This window comes from Streptomyces buecherae (assembly GCF_014295035.1).
Lineage (GTDB): Bacteria > Actinomycetota > Actinomycetes > Streptomycetales > Streptomycetaceae > Streptomyces > Streptomyces youssoufiensis.
In genome coordinates, this window is sequence record NZ_CP060404.1 from 7,223,348 (window position 1) to 7,240,097 (window position 16,750).

A 16,750-nucleotide genomic window follows, 5' to 3' on the forward strand; every position below is an offset into this window, starting at 1 on the left:
GTTGGTGGGACGGGCTGGGCTGGCCCCGGAGGTGGGGCCGGTCGGGCGGGTGGCGTTACCGGGAGGCGCCGCGAAGGGTTACTGCGTAGGGTCTGCCGGATGACTCTCTCTCATGACGTGGCCGGCGACGGTCCCGCGGTGCTGCTGCTGCATTCCGGGGTGTGTGACCGGCGGATGTGGGACGCGCAGTGGCCCACCCTGATCGATGCCGGTTACCGACTGGTCCGCTGTGACCTGCGGGGCTTCGGCGAGACCCCCGCTCCGGACCGGCCTCACAGCAACGCCGACGACGTGCTGGACCTCCTGGACGGCCTGGGGATCGAGCGGGTGGCCCTGGTGGGGTCCTCGTACGGCGGGCGGGTCGCCCTGGAGGTCGCCGCGCGGTGGCCGGAGCGGGTGAGCGCCATGGCGCTGCTGTGCTCCGCCTTTCCCGGGCACGAGCCGTCGGCCGACCTGCGGGCGATCGGTGAGCGCGAGGACGCGCTGCTCGAAGCGGGGGACGTCGCCGGCGCGACGGAACTGATGGTGGACACCTGGCTGGGCCCGGAGGCCGACGAGGCCGCCCGGGAAGCGGTACGCCGGATGCAGCGGCACGCCTTCGAGGTGCAACTGGCCGTCGACGAGGAGTTCTGGCCGCTCCAGGCGGAGATCGACCTGACGGCGATCGAGGCCCGTTGTCTCGCCGTGTCGGGCCGGCACGACGTGATCGACTTCCGCCAGATCGCCGCCCGGCTGCCGGGCCTGCTCGCACACGCCGACCACGTGGAACTGCCGTGGGCCGGCCACCTGCCCAGCCTGGAGCGGCCGTCCGACACCACGGACCTGTTGCTCGGTTTTCTGCGCCAACCGGCGCCCGTCGGCTGAGGCCACCGCTGGCACGCCGCCTGGCACGCCCCGGCGCGCGGCGCGGGTACGCGGTTCAGTCACCGACCCCGACCAGGCGGCACCCGCCCAGGCGGCACCCGACCACGTGCCGCCTGACACGCGGACCACGCGCCGCCCGACCGCACAGCGCACCCGCCGCGCTCAGGGCGACGGAACTGGCTGCTCCGCCGCTCCCGCGCGGCCCGCGTGCAGCAGGTCGTGGACCTCCCGCGCCTCGCTCGCGTGCCGGGCCATGGCCAGGGGCTCTTCCGCGACGAGGTCCTGGAACAGGGTGAGGGCCTCGGCGGACGTGGCGCGGGCGGCGTCGGAGCGGTCGCCCGCCGCCAACCGGGCGCGGGCCAGGCTGGCCAGCGCGTGGGCGAGCAGTTCACGGCGGGCGTGGGGCTCCCCGGCCGCGTGCTCCCGCGCCCGCCGGACCGCCTCCCGCGCCACCTCCGTGGCCTGCCGCGCCCGCCCGGTCAGGGCCAGCACCCGAGCCTGCCCGGTGAGGAACTCGGTCAGCACGAACCTCAGCGGAGCCGGCCCGTCGTCGAGGTCGCGCAGGACGCCTACGGCGTTCTCGCTCGCGGCGACGGCCTCCTCCCGGCGGCCCGGAACGGCCACCGCGCACAGGGCGAACGCGTGCAGCGACCCGGCGCGCAGCGCCGTGCCCCAGGCGTCGTCGGGTAGCGCCGCGCAGAACTCGACGGCCTCGGCCAGCAGCGGCAGGGCGGCCTCCGGCGGGGCCGTGTCGGAGGTGGCGGCCACCTCGAAGCGCACCATGGCCCGTTGCAGCAGGGCGTCCCCCACCGAGGCGTCGGCGAGCGGCGGCTCGGCGTCGGTGCGGGCCACCGCGAGCGCCTCCTCGACACTCGCGAGCGCCTCCTCGACGCTCGCGACCGCCGTCGCCGGGCCGCCGGTACGCCACAGCAGGCCGGCCCGGCGCAGGAGCACGGTCGACAGTTCGGCGCGCAGGCCGGACGGGTCACCGGCATGGTGGGCGCGAAGCCCGGCGAGGGCGCTCTCCACCGGGGCCAGGGCCTCCCGCCGGCGACCGCAGGCGTCCAGCATCTCGGCGTGCAGCGCCTCGGTGAGCGCCAGGGCGAGCCCGGCGGCTACGTCGCCCCGGTGCCGGTGTTCCGCGCGCCGGTGCGCGCACAGCTCGGCGGCGGTCGCGGCCGCTTCCGTGGTGCGGCCGAGCCACCACAGCCGCCGCACGTGCCGCTCCAGGTCGCCGGCCTGCTCGGCCCGGTGAGGTTCGGTCTCGCCCCGCCGGACCCAGCCGTCCCTGATGTCCAGCGCCTCGCGGGACCGCTCGACGGACTCCTCGTGCTGTCCGCCCATCCACAGCCACTCCCCGGTGGTCGCCAGGACGCTCCACAGGTCGGTCTCGTAACGCAGGGGCGCCTCGACGGACAGCGTGCGCAGCCGGCGCAGGGCCTCCTCGGCGGCTTCGAGCGCGTTCTCGGCGTCCCCGAGGTCGTAGTGGATGCGCATGGCGGTCAGCCAGTTCCTGAGCATCGGCTCTGCGAAGGCCGCCGGCAGGTCCCGCTCCGCCCCGCTGTTGACCGCCATGGCCTCCCGGACCGTCGCCAGGGCCGCGGCGGGTTCGCCGAGTGCGAGGTGGGCGCCCGCCAGGTTGTTCAGGCAGCCGGCGAGGTCCGGCAGGTGGGCCCCGGGCGCGGAGTCGGCCAGCTCCCGCAGGATGTCCGCGGCCTCCCGGAAGTGACCGGCCGCGCGAGCCGTCTCCTGTGGCGTCCCGTCCTCGGACCGCAGCGTGCCGGCGAGGGTGGTGAGGGACATGGCCAGGAGGTTGCGGAAGCCGTCCGGTTCGACGCGGGCCAGCTCGCGGAAGAGGTGGACGCTCTGGCTCGCGACCCGGTGCGCCCGGTGGCGGTAGCCGTTGGCCTGGCGTTGCGTGGCGAGGGTGTTGAGGGCCAGTGCCAGGCGGGGGGTGTGGATGTGTGGTCGCCCGTCGGCCAGGTCGCGGTAGAGCCCCACCGACTCCTCGGCGGCGTCGAGCGCCTCGGCGAGGTTCCCCAGGTTGCCCAGGTCGATGGCGAGGCTGTTGAGGCTGTTCGCCAGATCGGCCTGGTAAGCGCGCGGGCGCGCCTCGGCGAGCCGTCTGCGGAGGGCGACGGACTCGCGGATGTCGGCCAGCGCCTCGCGGTGCGAACCGGCCAGGTGGGCCGCGGAGGAGGCGGTGGCCAGGATCAGGGCGAGCCCCGACAACTCGGCGTCGGGGTTCTCGTCGGCGAGCCGCCGCTGGAGCCTGACCGCCCTGCGGGTCGACGCCAGGGCGATGTCGCGGCGGCCGGACTCCATCGCGACGATGGCGTGGTTGTTCAGGTGGTTCACCATGAGGGAGTCGTGCGCCTCGGGGTCGTCGTCCCACAGGGCCTCACACAGTCGCCGGCTCTCCTCGATCACGCGCCAGGCCGTGTCGTGGTCGCCGAGCGAGCGCGCCGCCGTCGCGCGCGTGTCGAGGGCCTTCACCAGGTCCACCCGGCTCTGGGTGTCGTCCGGGCGCAGCGCGGCCCGCAGCAGTTCCACGCCCTCCGTCGCGGCCTCGTACGCCTCCCGCCGGCGCTCGACGTCGGTGAGGAAGATGGCCGCGTTGACCCGGCACGCTCCGCGTTCGGCCTGGTGGCGCGGGTGGTCCGGCGGGATCTCCCGCCACAGTTCGTACGCCTCCCGCACCGCCTCCAGGCACTCCTCCCGCTCGCCCACGGACGACAGGCGTTTGGAGAGTTCGCGCAGCGCGACGGCCAGGCCCGGGCGCGCCGTGGGGTCGGCGGCGGCCCGCAGCCGGTGGGCCGCGGCGATGCGCCGGTGCAGGGTCAGCACCCAGGGGGCCAGCAGGTACGGGTGTGGTGGGACAGCCGAGGCCAGGTGCTCCAGCTCGTCGAGACCGACACCGGGGCGGTCGACGAGCGCTCGCAGCGCGACCAGCAGCGGGGCCGGGTCCTCCAGGCGGGACGCCAGGGCGACGGCCGCCGGGCCGAGCACCGCCGGGTGCCGCAGGCACCAGTCGGTCAGCGTTTCGGTGTCGGGGCCGGCGTCCCGTACGCAGGCCCGGGTGGTGAGGGCGAGGAAGCTGGTGGCCTGGTCGGGCGTGGCGGCCGGCAGCAGCGCGTCGACCAGGTCCGGGCTGTCCCGGACGTGCTCGCCGACCAGCCGTTCGGCCAGCCGGTCCGGTCGCAGGCGTACGACGGCGTCACCGTCGGTCAGGAGCGCGGCCCGCACCCAGGCGTGCACGGCCCGCAACCCACCGGGTGCCCCGCCGCCGTGGTCGGCGCCGAGCACGCGGGCGAGCACGGCGGTCGTCTCGCGCGGCCCGCTCGGCCCCAGGGCCACGACCGCCACCACCGCGTCCTCCAGCGTCCGCCACAGCAGGGGAGGGCAGAGCCGGTGTGCCTGGGCGGTGCCGCGCCAGTGCGCCCGCTCGTGTCGGAGCAGCCGCTTCTCGACGGCCTGGGTGTCTCCCGCGCTGGCCGTCACTCCCTGCGCCGCGTCCAGCAGGTGCACCAGGGCGGCCATGTGCAGGGTGAGCGGGGAGCCGTGGGTGCCCTCGGGAAGGGGCGGCGGGGTGCGCGCGGCGAACCCGCGCCACGCCGGCCCGTCGTGACCGGAGAGCGCCTCCAATCCGTGGGCCAGGGCTCGGGCGGTGCTGCGGTAGCCGTCGAGACCGCCCAGCGGCAGTTCCGGGAGTTCACGCACCAGCGCGGTCGAGAGCATCGCGCCGCGCTGGAGGGAGTCCCCGGCGACCTCCTCGATCCAGTCGCCGGCCGAGCGGGCGAGCAGGACCGCCTTGACCGGCGCCTCGCGGTGGCGCGCCGCGAAGTCCAGCACGGCCCGCGTCTCCTCCACGCGACCGTCGGCCCCGTCGACGACCACCAGCAGAGGCAACCCGGGCGCGCACGTGTCGTGCCCCGGCTGGGCACCGGGCTTCAACCACACGATGGACCACCGAGGTGGGAGGCTTCGGGCCAGCTCCACCACGAGCCGGGTCTTGCCCCGGCCGCCGGGGGCGTGCACGACGGCGACCTCGCTGTCGGCCTGCTCGGTCCACGCGGTCAGCGCGCGCAGTTCGGCCGCCCGGCCGTGGAAGGGCACGACCGCGCGCGCCGGATGGAGCAACTCCACGGCCGAGCGCGGAGGGTGGCACATCACGGTGTGGTGGTCGGGGTCGGCGAGGTCGGCGTACTCGACGGGCTGGGGCACGTGCGGGCCGCGCGCCCCGTGCGCGTCCAGGGCGGCGAGGAACGACGCGTCGTCCAGCAGGACGACGGCCGGTTCCGCCTCCAGCCGCGCCGGGACGCGGTCGGGTATGTCGACGACGACGACGCCCACGACGAGTTCGCCGCACAGCACGGCCGCCCCCGACATCCCGTTCCAGGCGGAATCCTCGGCCCCCCTGGGCCGGTAGGTCGTGCCGTCCAGCACGTACACGCCGCCGACCAGACCGCTGAGGGGGCTGATATGGCCCCGTGCCTGCTCCGACTCGCGGGAGCGGTGCTCGGTGTGCGGGAATCCGGTGGCGCGCCACGCGACGGGCGCGCTGTCCCCGGCGATCCGCCCCCACAACACCCGGGCCGGCCCGGCGGGCTCCCAGCTCTCCGAGGTGACACGCACCAGCGCGGCGTCCTTGTGGGACGCGTGCTCGCCGGCGCCGGCGCCCTCCGGCATCCCGCGCCACACGACGAGCCCGGGATGGTCGACGCTCGTCCCGACCCGGGCGACGCCGACCGGCGAGTCGACCCCGCCCACGACGTGTGCGGCCGTCAGCACCAGCCCGGGCGCGATCTCGTAACCGGCCCCCCAGCCCGCCCACGCCACCCGCACCACACGGCTACCACTCACCGGACGCCCCCGTTCCGTACCGATGCCACCGCGAAACGCTGGAAACGCGCCCCGTCACCTGGGCCGCCGGCCGCCAGCGCCGCCGCCCGGGAACGGGCCGGCCGCAGGGCCCTGCCCCTGCGCGGCGATGCGTACCGGGCCGTCGCCGCGCCGGGGGGTGAGGGTCACCATCACCCGGTGGCTGCGGCTGCGCGCCGCGGAACCCTCCGTGTCCGCGGTGACGACCCAGGCGCGCAGCCCTCCACCCGCCCGCGCCTCCCGGCGGACCTCGACCAGGAACTCCAACTCGATCGGGCCGACGTCGAAGGTGATGCCCTGCCCCTCGCCGCGCCGCCCGGCCTCCACGAGACTGTCGCGCACAGCGGCGACGGCGTCGGCCAACTCGATCTCCACGTGATCCCCCCGGATTCGACCGTGGCACGCGGAACCCTGGCCCTCCGCCCGGCGCCCCACCACGGCGGACTGACTGTAGCCAAGCGGCGGTTGACCTGTCCCGTGGATCGGGAAGGTGGGAGTGGTCCGCACGGCCGTCGGCGCAGGCGAAGGTCCCCGCCGGTCCGGGTTGGAGCGCGGCAGCATGCCGGGGTGGTGCGTGCGGGGGTTACGCGCCGAGGCCACCGACCCTGACGGGGAACGGGACGCCTCAGGTGTCCTCCCCGGAAAGACGCTCCAGGCGTCCTCCCCGGGAAGCGCACACAGCCGCATGCGAGGATCACACGATGAGCAACCCCCGCCGTGATCTGTTGCGTTGGCAGTTCGACATGACCTGGTCGCTGTTCGAGTACCACCTGGAGCGGCTCGCGCCCGAGGCGTTCCTGTGGGAGCCCACCGACCTGACCTGGACCGTGCGCCCGGACGCCGCCGGCAACTGGCTGCCCGACTGGGCCGACACCGAGCCCGACCCCGTCCCCGTGCCCACCATCGGCTGGGTGAGCTGGCACATCGGCTGGTGGTGGAGCACCGCCATCGACCACGCACAGGGACGTACGCCCCGGGAACGCACCGACATCACCTGGCCGGGCGACGGGCCGGCGGCCGTCGCCTGGCTCCGGGACCTGCGGGAGCAGTGGTTGACGGTCCTCGACGGGCTCACCGACGCCGACCTGGACGCCACCTCCGCACTGCCGTGGCAGACACCTCCGGACAACACGGTCGGTCACATGATCGCCTGGCTGAACGCCGAGCTGATGAAGAACGTCGCCGAGATCGGCCAGCTACGCCTCATCTGGGCGACCTCGACGTCGGCCCCCGAGCGGCACGGGGGTTGAGCGGAGGGAACGCCGTCCGGCCCGGGGGTTGAGCGGAGGAACGCCGTCCGGCCCGGCAGCCGCGACATCGAGTTCACCCGGCCGCGGGTTCAGGGCCGAGCGGCGCGGCCCGGCCCTACGCGGTGCGCTCCTGCCGCCAGGACCGCGAGCACCGCGACGCAGCCGCCCAGCAGCATGACGGCGGACGGGGAGGAGCGGTCCAGGAGAACTCCCCCGGTGAGCGCGCCCAGGGAGATCGTCGCCTGGAACGAGGCGGTGAACAGGACCGATGCCGCTTCCGGGGCGTGCGGCGCCGCCTTGGCGAACCAGGTCTGCGACGCGACCGGTACGGCGCCGTACGCGATGCCCCACACGATCAGCAGCGGCACCGCGCCGGCCTCCCAGCGGCCCAACGCGGGGAGCAGCAGGATGACGGCGGCGATCAGGGCCGCCGCGAGCCCGAAGGCGGTGCGCGGGTACCGGCCCACCCAGGCGCCGCCCAGGAAGTTGCCGAGGATGCCGGCGGCGCCGAAGAGCAGCAGGAACGTGGTGATCAGACCGCCGCTGGCGTGGGTGACCTGTTCCAGGAACGGCGTCACGTAGGTGTACGTACCGAAGTGCGCCAGCACGACGAGGAACGTCAGCAGGAGCGCGAAGCGGGTGGTGGCGCCGCGCAGCAGGCCGCTCAGCACGCCCAGCCGAGTGGCCTGGGCCGGGGGAAGCGGTGGCACGAACAAGACCAGCATGACCAGGACGCCGACGGTCAGCGCTCCCATGACGGCGAAGGCCGTTCGCCACCCGGCGAGATCCCCGATGAGCGTGCCCGCCGGCACCCCGAGGACCGACCCCAGCGGGACGGCCGAGAAGATCACAGCGGTCGCCCTGCCGACAGAGGCCGGCGGCACCAGCCGTTCGGCCAACCCGGCTCCGATCGACCAGAAGCCGCCGATCGTGATCCCGACCAGGACCCGGGAGACCAGCACGAGCCAGTAGTCGGGGGCCACGGCGGCGAGGAAGTTCGCGAGTGCCAGCAGGAACATGAAGACGCACAGCATCAGTCGCCGGTCGAAGCGTGCCGTGGCCACGGTCACCAGGGGAGCGGAGACCGCCGCCAGGAAGCCCGGCATGGTCATCATCAGCCCGGCCATCCCGTTCGTGACGGTGAAATCGGACCCGATCGAGGTCAGCAGCCCGATCGGCAGGATCTCGGTGGTGACGATGACGAAGATCCCCGACATCACCGAGACCACGGCCAGCCACCCGCTCAACGGGGTGCGTGGAGGCAGGCGTTCGTCATCGACCGAAGCGGTGGTGGTGGCGTGCATGGCGGTTCCGTCCTGTGGAGGCAGCGCGTTTCGCGCCCAGTCCAGCAGGGCCCACCACGAGGTGGCTGGCAGTTCCGCGACAGCGACCTCGCACGTCACGGTGGTGTCGCATTCCGGCTCACGGCGGTCTGCGCGGCGGCGCGCGGGAGCTGTCGTGACATGCGAAAGCCCCTGCCTCGTCTCGGGTGAAGAGCGGCAGGGGCCGGGGTGGTACGGGGTGCGGGGTGAGAGGTGCGTGGTTACGCGGTGAAGTCGCCGGCCTTGACGCCGGCCACGAACGCGGTCCAGGCCGTGGTGTCGAAGGCGAGGGTGGGACCGTACGGGTCCTTGCTGTCGCGGACGGGGACGGTGTCGTACGCGGCGGCGAGGTTGGCGGCGACCTCAACGCATGCGCCGCCGTTCTCGCTGTACGAGGACTTGAACCAGCGGGGAAGTTCGTTCGTCATGGAGCGTGCCCCTTCGCGCTTGCGTGGTGCCCGTGGACTCATGCCGTGGGCAGCGGACCGTGCAGAATCTGGTTCATGGGCAGGGTGAGCGTGAACCGCCTTTCGATGACGGTGATTGACAGCTCCCACGTCAGTGCGCTCAAAGGCGGCCCACAACCGGACGGAGCCCGGTCGATCGCGGCCGACCGGGCTCCAAACACCATGTGATCTGCGATGCCACCGGCATCCCACTGGCCGTGACGTTGACCGGCGGCAACCGCAAGGACGTCACACAGCTCATCCCCCTGCTGGCAGCCATCCCACGCATCCGCAGCACACCAGGCCGCCCCCGCCAGCGGCCCAAGGAGGTCTGCGTGACGGTGCGTTCGGGCCTGGCTCAGGCCAGGGTGTAACCCAGTACGCCTCCGCGAATCTGACCCTCGCAGTTCGACTGGATGGAGTCGAAGATCTGGCGGTTCTCGTTCCGCAGGCACCGGAGCAGTGGAACGGTGGCGACTCCGTCCGGCTGGGTTGTGTAGAGCCAACCGAGACGGGTCACATACTGCTGGCCCTCACAGTTGACGTCTGTGCTGGTGAAGTGGTCGCCCCTGACCTGGCAGAGGTACAACGGTGTGGTGCCCGCGGCTGCGTAGGTGTACAGCGACCCGAGCGGCCCCTGAAGCTGGTAACCGTTGGGGTGGTACCAGGTGTTGCTCTGGGTGTCGGAGCTTTTGTGATAGCGGTTGAGGACGAAAGTGGGCCCGGGAGCGTACGGTTCTCCCGCACAGAGGTACTCGACCGCGACCTGCACATATCCGTTCGGGAGCTGATTGACCACGGTGGGGCCCTTAACCAGGTTGCACCGGGCGGGGTCGAACCCCCTGGACACGGCATTGTCCATCGCGGTGCCGACGGCTGACTGCACCGCGACGTTGTACGGGCCGCTTCCCAGGCCCCCGATGTAGAGTTGTACCGGTCCGACGGACGCGGCAGTCCGCTCGGCCGAGGCCGGGGCGGCAGATGCCGGGGTGATGAGGGCCATGGTGATGGCGGCGATGGCCGCGGTTATTACGCTGAGACGGCGCACTAAATCCATGAAGGCCATTTCCTCAGGTCAGTGGAATCATGCGGTGAGTACGGGCAATGCTTGGCATGCCAGAAACGGAGGAGTGCAATCCGTGGCAACCCCGCGCGCCAAGCTAAGCACGGACACGCCTCCTCAACCAGAACGCCTGCGGCGTAAAGCTCGTCACACGATGTTGTCCAGATGCGCCGGTAGCCATAACTCGTGTGGCGATTCGGCCGTTCGTGATGGAGTGGGTTTGCCCGGGGGACGGGGATGTTGGCCGGTTTCGAGATCCTCAGGCAGAGGCCCGACGAGTACTTGCAGGCGTTCGTGCCAGCTCGTTAACGATCAAACAGAACGGCGACCCGTAGAACGACGAGGGCCTGCAGGCACCGGAGAAGAGCGGCTTCAAGGTCCCTGACGCCCCGGCCTCCTCCACGGCAGAGCAGCCACCCAAGGCGCCCAAGGTAACGGCCGAAAAGCCGTCTGGCTGCAAGTAAACGCACGGACACGAGTGGTCAGGGGCGTCCTCGCCCCCGACCACTCAGCTGTTTGTACCGGGAGCAGCTGCCCCTACCGGTCGCGGTGATCCCCCCGCTGGCGAATCCGGGTTGACGTGGTGCCCGCGTACGAATGCTTTCGACGGCTCGGGGGACGAACCGGCTGGTCCGTCCCCCGAGTCTGCCCCACCGTGACGTCACCGCGCGGGCGCCCAAGTGCCGAGCGGCGGCGCCTCGATGTACGCGTACCGCTTGCCGTGAGCGCGGGCCGTCAGCGCGGACCCTCAGCGTGAGCCGAAAGCGCGAGCCGTCAGCACGGACCCTCAGCGCGAGCCGTCAGTGAGGCTCCGGCCCCCGCACTCACAGGTCGATCCAACCCACCTGGTCGATCACCCAGCGAGACGCCGTCTCCTTGGTGGGCTGGAAGACGACCTGGGCCCCGACCGCTCCGTTCGCGTGCAGCCACTTGCCGCTCTGGTCATGCAGGATGGACTTCGGGCTGCCGGAGGTGGTCCTCCATTCCTGGAATTCCCCACCGTTGCACGGCTTCGTGTAGACGTCCGCGCCGTTTCCGTCGAGGCAGTGATCGGACTGGTGATTTTTGAAGACGCCGTCGATGACGGTCCACACCTGCTTCGCGCTCCGGTCGCAATTTCCGAGGACCACGTTCTTTTCGTCCGCCTGGGTCCCCGCCAGCTGAAGGCAGGAGTTGCTGCTGTTTCCGTTGATCACCTGGTAGATCGGCACCAGCGCCGCCGCCTGCGCCGAAGCCGGTGCGCCGACCAGCAGCGTCGATCCCATTGCCAGCGCCGCCCCGGCGCCGGCGAGACGCGCGAGATTCCCCTTGTTCCCCATTGACGTATCCCCTTGAGTTCGGCGTATCGGTGGGCCTTTTTCTGGGTGGCCTTGAGACATCCACAACCTCTCGCACGCCGTCCTCACGCCGTCCTCACACCGTCATCAACGGCCGGTGGGGGGCGTTGCCCCGAATGCTGTGCTTTGCTCTTCTCACTGGTGGCAAGGGGGGAGGCCGCAAGGATGGACTTTCGCATTCTCGGTGCGCTGGATGTCCGGACAGGCTGTGAGAGGGTGCCGGTGCCCGGGGCGCGTCGCCAACGGTTGCTGGCAGCACTGCTGTTGGCGCCCAACGCGGTGGTGTCGCTGTCCAGGCTCATCGAGATGACCTGGGACGACGAGCCGCCCCCCACCGCCACCAAGCAACTGCGGAACTCCGTCTCGGCGCTGCGGGAATGCCTGGACGACACCGACCGGCGGCTCATCCTCACCGAGGAGCCCGGCTACCGCATCCGCCTCGACGCCGCCCGGCTCGACTCGCTCCGCTTCGCCGCCGGGGTGGCCGAGGGCCGCCGCCACGCCGCCGGGGGGAGACTCGAGCGGGCGGTCCAACTGATCCGGCCGGCGCTGGGCCTGTGGCGTGGGCCCGCACTCGACGGGCTGGGCACGGCGGTCTTGGCTAGATCCGCCGCGCGCCTGGACGAGCAGCGGCTCAGCGCGCTGGAGCAGTACGCCAAATGGCGGCTCGAACTCGGCGAGCACCACGAGGTCGTGGACGATCTGGCGGACCTCGTGCACGACCATCCCCTGCACGAGGGCCTCCACGTCCAACTGATGGCGGCGCTGGACCACTGTGGCCGACGAGCTGACGCGCTGGGTGTCTTCCACCGCCTCAGAACCCGCCTCGCCGAGGAACTGGGGGTCGGCCCCGGCCCCTGCACCCAGCGGCTGCACGAGCGGATCCTGCGCGGTGAATCCGGGGTCCGCCGGGTCGACCGGATGCCGCGGGACGACCGCGGCGGGGTGGTCGGCACGCTGCCCGCCCCGGGGCCACCCCAGTCCGTCACGCCACGGGTGCCCCGTGAGCTGCCGCAGGCGATTCGCGACTTCACCGGTCGTGCCGATCACGTGGCGGCACTCGACGCGCTGCTACCGCCCGCCGGCGGTCAGGCCGTGGTGATCTCCGCCCTCGACGGTTCCGGCGGAGTGGGGAAGACGACGCTCGCCGTGCACTGGGCCCACCGCGTCCAGGACCGGTTCCCGGACGGCACACTGCACACCAACTTGCGCGGTTACGGGCCCGGGAAGCCCGCGACCCCGGACGAGGTCCTCGACGATTTCCTGGTCGCGCTCGGCGTACACCCGGCCGCTGTGCCGGTCGGGACCGGCGCCCGTTCGGGACTGTTCCGCACGCTGGCGACGGGGCGACGCATGCTGATCGTGCTGGACAACGCCAACAGCGCGGAGCAGGTCCGGCCCCTGCTGCCGGGAGCGCCCGGATGCATGGTGCTGGTGACCAGCCGCGACAGCCTGACCGGGTTGGTGGTCACCGAAGCCGCGCACCGGATCACCCTCGACGTGCTGTCTCCGGACGAGGCGTCGTCCCTGGTCGTGAGCATCATCGGCCCCGCTCGCGCCCAGGCGGAGCCGGCCGCGGTGGAGAGCCTCATCCGGCTGTGCGCGCGATTACCGCTCGCGCTGCGGATCGCCGCCGGGCGTGCCGCCGCGTACGAACATGTCACCGTCGCCGACATCGCCGACGAACTCGCCGACGCGGACTCCACACTCGACGCACTGAGCTGGGGCCAGGACCCCTACGCCGCGGTCCGCAACGTACTCCAGTGGTCCTACGCACAGCTACCGGCAGCGCACGCGAGCCTGTTCCGGCGCCTCGGCCTGCATCCCGGCCCGGACATCTCCACACCCGCCGCCGCGGCCCTCGCGCGCCTGTCCCCGCACACGACACGGCGACTGTTGCGGGCGCTGGCGGACGCGCACCTCATCGAACCGGTCGCGCACGACCGATACCGCTTTCACGATCTACTGCGCGCCTACGCCGGCGAACTGGCCGGTGCACACGACTCCGAGGCCGACCGGGGACACGCTCTCGACGCGATGCTCACGTGGTACGCCCACACCGCGCACACCGCCGACCGCCTGCTCTACCCCACCTGCACCCGTGTGGTGACCAACCCCACCGAGCCAGCCCACCCACACCCCCTGGCCGGCCGTGACGACGCCTGGGCGTGGTTCACCGCGGAACGGGCCAACCTCGTCGCCGCCCTGCACCACGCTGTCGACACCGCCATGGACCGGTACGCGCTGCACCTCGTCGACGCTCTCTGCTTCCTGGTGCTCATGGGCGGCTGGCAGGAGCGCGTCGACACCGCCACCGCGGCCCTGCACGCGGCGCGGCGCTCCGGCCGGACCGAGCACGAAGCCAACGTCCTGCTCGCTCGTGGGGAAGCGTTGGCACACCTTCAACATCCGGACGCGGAGCGGGATCTCACCCGCGCCCACGCCCTGGCCAAGGACGTCGGCAACAACCACATCCGCATCGCCGCCCGCACCGAACTCGGCCAACTGCTCCGCCGACAGACCCGCCTCGTCGAGGCACTGCGCCACTTCGACGAGGCGCTTGTGCTCAGCCGGGGCTTCGACACCGGGCGTTGGGAAGCGGTGGCGGAAGGCAACATCGCCGAACTCCACGCTGATCTCGGCAACCCCCGCCGCACCATCGAGCACGGCATCCGAGGTGCTCGACTGCGCCGTCGGCTCGGTGACAAGGACGGTGAGGCATGCGCGCTCTCGGCCATCGCCAGGGGCATGCAGGGCATTGGCGACCATGACAGGGCCGTCGTCCTGTGCCGGCGCGCCGTCGACCTCGGTCGCAGGTCCATCGGCAGCCACGACGAGACACTGGCCTGGCCCTTGGCGGTCCTCGCCACGTCATGGGACGCCCTCGGGCGTACGGACGAGGCCCTCGCCTGTCGGCGAGAGGCCGCCGCGATCTACACCGATCGGGGCCTGGACGCCGAGGCCGACGCGATGCGGCAGCACATCCGACGCTCGCTTCGTCGTGGGGGACGTGGTTCGTCCTGGGGCCCTCGGTGTCTGCCAGAATCGGCGAATGCTGAGCATCGGAACGATCGTGATGGGGGCCGCTGATGTGCGACGGGCCGCGGAGTTCTGGAGTGGGGCACTGAGCTACGCCCCTCGCGATGGTGAGGTGAAGGACGACTGGGTGGTACTGGTGCCGACCGATGGCTCCGGTGTCGGACTGGCCCTCGGCCGTAGTGCGACGCCCGTGCAGGAACATCCGAGAATCCACCTCGACCTCTACGCCGGCGACGCTGCCGATCAGGAAGCCGAAGTGGCGCGACTGATTTCCCTCGGCGCTGAACGCGTCGACTGGGACCTTTATCCGGACGACGCCGACTTCATCGTGCTCGCCGACCCCGAGGGCAACCGCTTCTGCGTCATCGACACCAGTCACGGCTGACGACCAGCGCCCACGTGCCGTGGTCACCAGGGCAGACGCCGCCTGATGTGGCGCTGGTCGTGACACGCGAAGACCCCTGCCTGTCTCGGTCGGAGTGTGGCAGGGGCCTGGGGGTGGTGCGTGGTTACGCGGTGAAGTCGCCGGCCTTGACGCCGGCCACGAACGCGGCCCAGGCCGTGGTGTCGAGGGCCGTGACAGCCTGGGGTCAGGTGATGGTGAGCGGCCCGCCAGCCAGGCGCGCCGGCGGAGTACTTGCACCCGTCTCGGGAGTTCTCGCTCCCCGAGCTCCGGCGACGCGGGCCGCAGCCGACCGGTCACCCCTTCTTGGGATCCGTCGGTCCTATCCCGTACTCCTTTGCCACGACGACGAGGCACCCACGCGCGACCAGATCCGCGAGCGCCTCGTCCGCCCTGTCGATGGCCCGCGGCGTCGGCTCGATGTTGTAGACGATGCCGAGGTCCCTGACGATGTCGCTCTTCGTTACAGCACCCCGGAGGACCACGTACCAGATCTGCACGTCCAGCTCGGTGGTCATCGGCGGCGCGAGACGCCTGGGATCCACGAGCTGGTTGATGCTCTTGACCCGGTCCAGCTTGTTGTTCAGCTCCCAGCTGACCACGCGGGCGTTGGAGTACGCGTTCGAGCCGCCGGCCGATCTCGGGATGATGTGGTCGATCTCGGGATAGTTGGCTGTCCCGTCCTCGTCGAGCACCTTGTGCGGATCGTTCGGATCGTCCGACCTGAGTTGGCCGCCGTTCCGGGCCAGGTTCGCCTGCAGGATGAGCCGGCGCTGATCCTCGGTGAAGACGGCGTGCGGCAGGATGGGATTCACTGGCATCCCGTTCTGGTCGCCGCGCATCGCGCCGAGCATCTGCAGGTCGAGGTGCTGGTACGGGCGGTGGTGGCCGTGGGGCGGGCCGCCCGGAAACGGCTGGTGGAGTGCGTCGGGCCACTGGGCCTTCGAGGCGTTGGGCATCGTGTGGAGGTTCAGCGCGTTCTGGGCCTCGGGCTGGTCTGTTACCAGGTCACCGAGTTGTCTGACTTCGATCGGCGTGGGCGGAGTATGCGTCAGTAACTCCTTCTGCGCGTCCGTGGGGAGCGGCGTGCGTTCCGCTTTGTGGACGAGTATCGCTCGGCCCTGGGGAAGCACCTGTGGCACGTCGAGCGGCTGCCAGGTCCCCGTCGACTCGGATTCTTCCAGGATGCAGCTGATCCGGCTGGGAACGCGGGGATCCGGCCCGGCGTACTCCAGTTCGACACGGAGTCGCACCGTGCCGCGAGTGCGCGCGTCCGCGGCCTGCCGGACGGCCCGCTCGACCGCCCGCCAGGGGCCGCCGTGGTTGAAACCCGGCTTCATCGGCACGATGTTGTAGGAGGCGTTCTCGCCCCCGACCTCCAGTGCGGCCACGTGCCCGCGCTGCCAGCCGATGTCGGGGTCCAAGCCGTTGGCCGGTGACAGGAAACTCATCGGAGGCGGTGTAGCGGAACGCCCGGCGGGAGCGCTGACGATCACCTCGACATGCTCGGGCCGCTCCCGCCGCTCACCGCCCGGGGAGAAGTCGGCGGTCGTGTAGTTGTTGCCCTGTGAATCCGTGTACACGGCACGCTGGATCACGTCGGGTGCTCGGCTCGCCCCGGCGGTGACCGGCGCGGGCTCACCCGCGAGGTGCGCGGTGTGGGCGGCGGGCGCCCGCATTACCCGCGTCGCGTTCGCCTCCGCTTCGCGCTCGAACCGGTCGGACGGATCGGAGACCTTGACCCCGGCGCCGTTGTCGGTTCCGGAGACGGGGCCTCGGCGCTGCTGGATGACGTGGGTGAGCTCGTGGGCGAGGGTGTGCTGGTCGGTGCCGCTGTTGCCGATGACGATGTGGTTTCCGGAGGTGTAGGCGCGGGCGCCGATCTCGGCGGCGGAGGCCGTCGCGGCGCTGTCGCTGTGGATCCGCACGTCGGAGAAGTCCGCGCCCATGCGGGCTTCCATGTCGGTACGGGTCGCCTCGTCCAGCGGCCGGCCACTGGTACGCAGGACTTCCGGCACGGCGGAACGCTGCACCATACCCTCGGCCGGCGGTTCATGCCCGCACCCGGCACCGTGCCGGTGCTCCTCGGGTTTCGTTCCGGCCCTGTGCAGCATCTGCACCACGGTCGCGTTGCCCACGCTGCGC

Annotated in this window: 11 protein-coding genes and 1 pseudogene; 5 read left to right on the forward strand and 7 right to left on the reverse strand. The window is 71.9% G+C overall.

Annotated features, from left to right (window positions below):
* The first annotated feature begins 99 nt into the window (after nt 1–99).
* Nucleotides 100–864 carry an alpha/beta fold hydrolase gene (locus tag H7H31_RS28835; protein WP_187064833.1) on the forward strand — a complete coding sequence of 255 codons (765 nt, stop codon included), beginning with the start codon at nt 100–102 and terminating at the stop codon, nt 862–864.
* A 162-nt stretch (nt 865–1,026) separates the two neighbouring features.
* On the opposite strand, the gene H7H31_RS28840 is transcribed toward H7H31_RS28835, so the two are convergent.
* Nucleotides 1,027–5,727 carry a tetratricopeptide repeat protein gene (locus H7H31_RS28840; RefSeq protein ID WP_187064834.1) on the reverse strand — a complete coding sequence of 1,567 codons (4,701 nt, stop codon included), beginning with the start codon at nt 5,725–5,727 and terminating at the stop codon, nt 1,027–1,029.
* Between the two features lie 54 nt (nt 5,728–5,781).
* Complete coding sequence (locus H7H31_RS28845; RefSeq protein ID WP_187064835.1) at nt 5,782–6,120, reverse strand: trypco2 family protein; 339 nt, start codon at nt 6,118–6,120, stop codon at nt 5,782–5,784.
* 326 nt (nt 6,121–6,446) lie between these two features.
* On the opposite strand from H7H31_RS28845, the gene H7H31_RS28850 reads away from it, so the two are divergent.
* On the forward strand, nt 6,447–6,995 hold the full coding sequence (locus H7H31_RS28850) for a DinB family protein (protein WP_187064836.1): 549 nt from the start codon (nt 6,447–6,449) through the stop codon (nt 6,993–6,995).
* 89 nt (nt 6,996–7,084) lie between these two features.
* Here the strand turns inward: H7H31_RS28850 and H7H31_RS28855 are convergent, their stop codons facing one another.
* Together H7H31_RS28855 and H7H31_RS28860 are read right to left on the reverse strand one after the other, a co-directional pair.
* A complete protein-coding gene (locus H7H31_RS28855; RefSeq protein ID WP_187064837.1) occupies nt 7,085–8,299 on the reverse strand; it encodes an MFS transporter in 1,215 nt (404 codons plus the stop codon).
* Nucleotides 8,300–8,538: 239 nt separating this feature from the next.
* The gene (locus H7H31_RS28860) at nt 8,539–8,745 is read right to left on the reverse strand and encodes a DUF397 domain-containing protein (RefSeq protein WP_187064838.1); all 207 of its coding nucleotides are present in this window, start codon (nt 8,743–8,745) and stop codon (nt 8,539–8,541) included.
* A gap of 117 nt (nt 8,746–8,862) precedes the next feature.
* On the opposite strand from H7H31_RS28860, the pseudogene H7H31_RS34405 reads away from it, so the two are divergent.
* Nucleotides 8,863–9,095: pseudogene (locus H7H31_RS34405) on the forward strand (transposase); the annotation flags it as partial.
* Nucleotides 9,096–9,121: 26 nt separating this feature from the next.
* On the opposite strand, the gene H7H31_RS28870 reads toward H7H31_RS34405, so the two are convergent.
* Together H7H31_RS28870 and H7H31_RS28875 are read right to left on the reverse strand one after the other, a co-directional pair.
* Nucleotides 9,122–9,829 (reverse strand): hypothetical protein, encoded by a 708-nt coding sequence (locus H7H31_RS28870; RefSeq protein ID WP_232110130.1) that lies wholly within the window; start codon nt 9,827–9,829, stop codon nt 9,122–9,124.
* A gap of 821 nt (nt 9,830–10,650) precedes the next feature.
* Nucleotides 10,651–11,145, reverse strand: coding sequence for an RICIN domain-containing protein (locus H7H31_RS28875; RefSeq protein WP_187064840.1), 495 nt, complete (start codon nt 11,143–11,145; stop codon nt 10,651–10,653).
* A gap of 240 nt (nt 11,146–11,385) precedes the next feature.
* Here H7H31_RS28875 and H7H31_RS28880 point away from each other — a divergent pair, with 240 nt between their 5' ends.
* Both H7H31_RS28880 and H7H31_RS28885 read left to right on the forward strand, forming a co-directional pair.
* Nucleotides 11,386–14,253: an AfsR/SARP family transcriptional regulator gene (locus H7H31_RS28880; protein ID WP_187064841.1), complete on the forward strand. Its 2,868-nt coding sequence runs from the start codon at nt 11,386–11,388 to the stop codon at nt 14,251–14,253.
* Entirely contained in the window at nt 14,216–14,587 is a 372-nt protein-coding gene (locus tag H7H31_RS28885) for a VOC family protein (RefSeq protein WP_187064842.1), read from the forward strand. Before H7H31_RS28880 ends, H7H31_RS28885 begins: the two co-directional genes overlap by 38 nt.
* A 314-nt stretch (nt 14,588–14,901) precedes the next feature.
* Here the strand turns inward: H7H31_RS28885 and H7H31_RS28890 are convergent, their stop codons facing one another.
* Complete coding sequence (locus H7H31_RS28890; protein WP_456300655.1) at nt 14,902–16,743, reverse strand: eCIS core domain-containing protein; 1,842 nt, start codon at nt 16,741–16,743, stop codon at nt 14,902–14,904.
* Between the last annotated feature and the right edge of the window lie 7 nt (nt 16,744–16,750).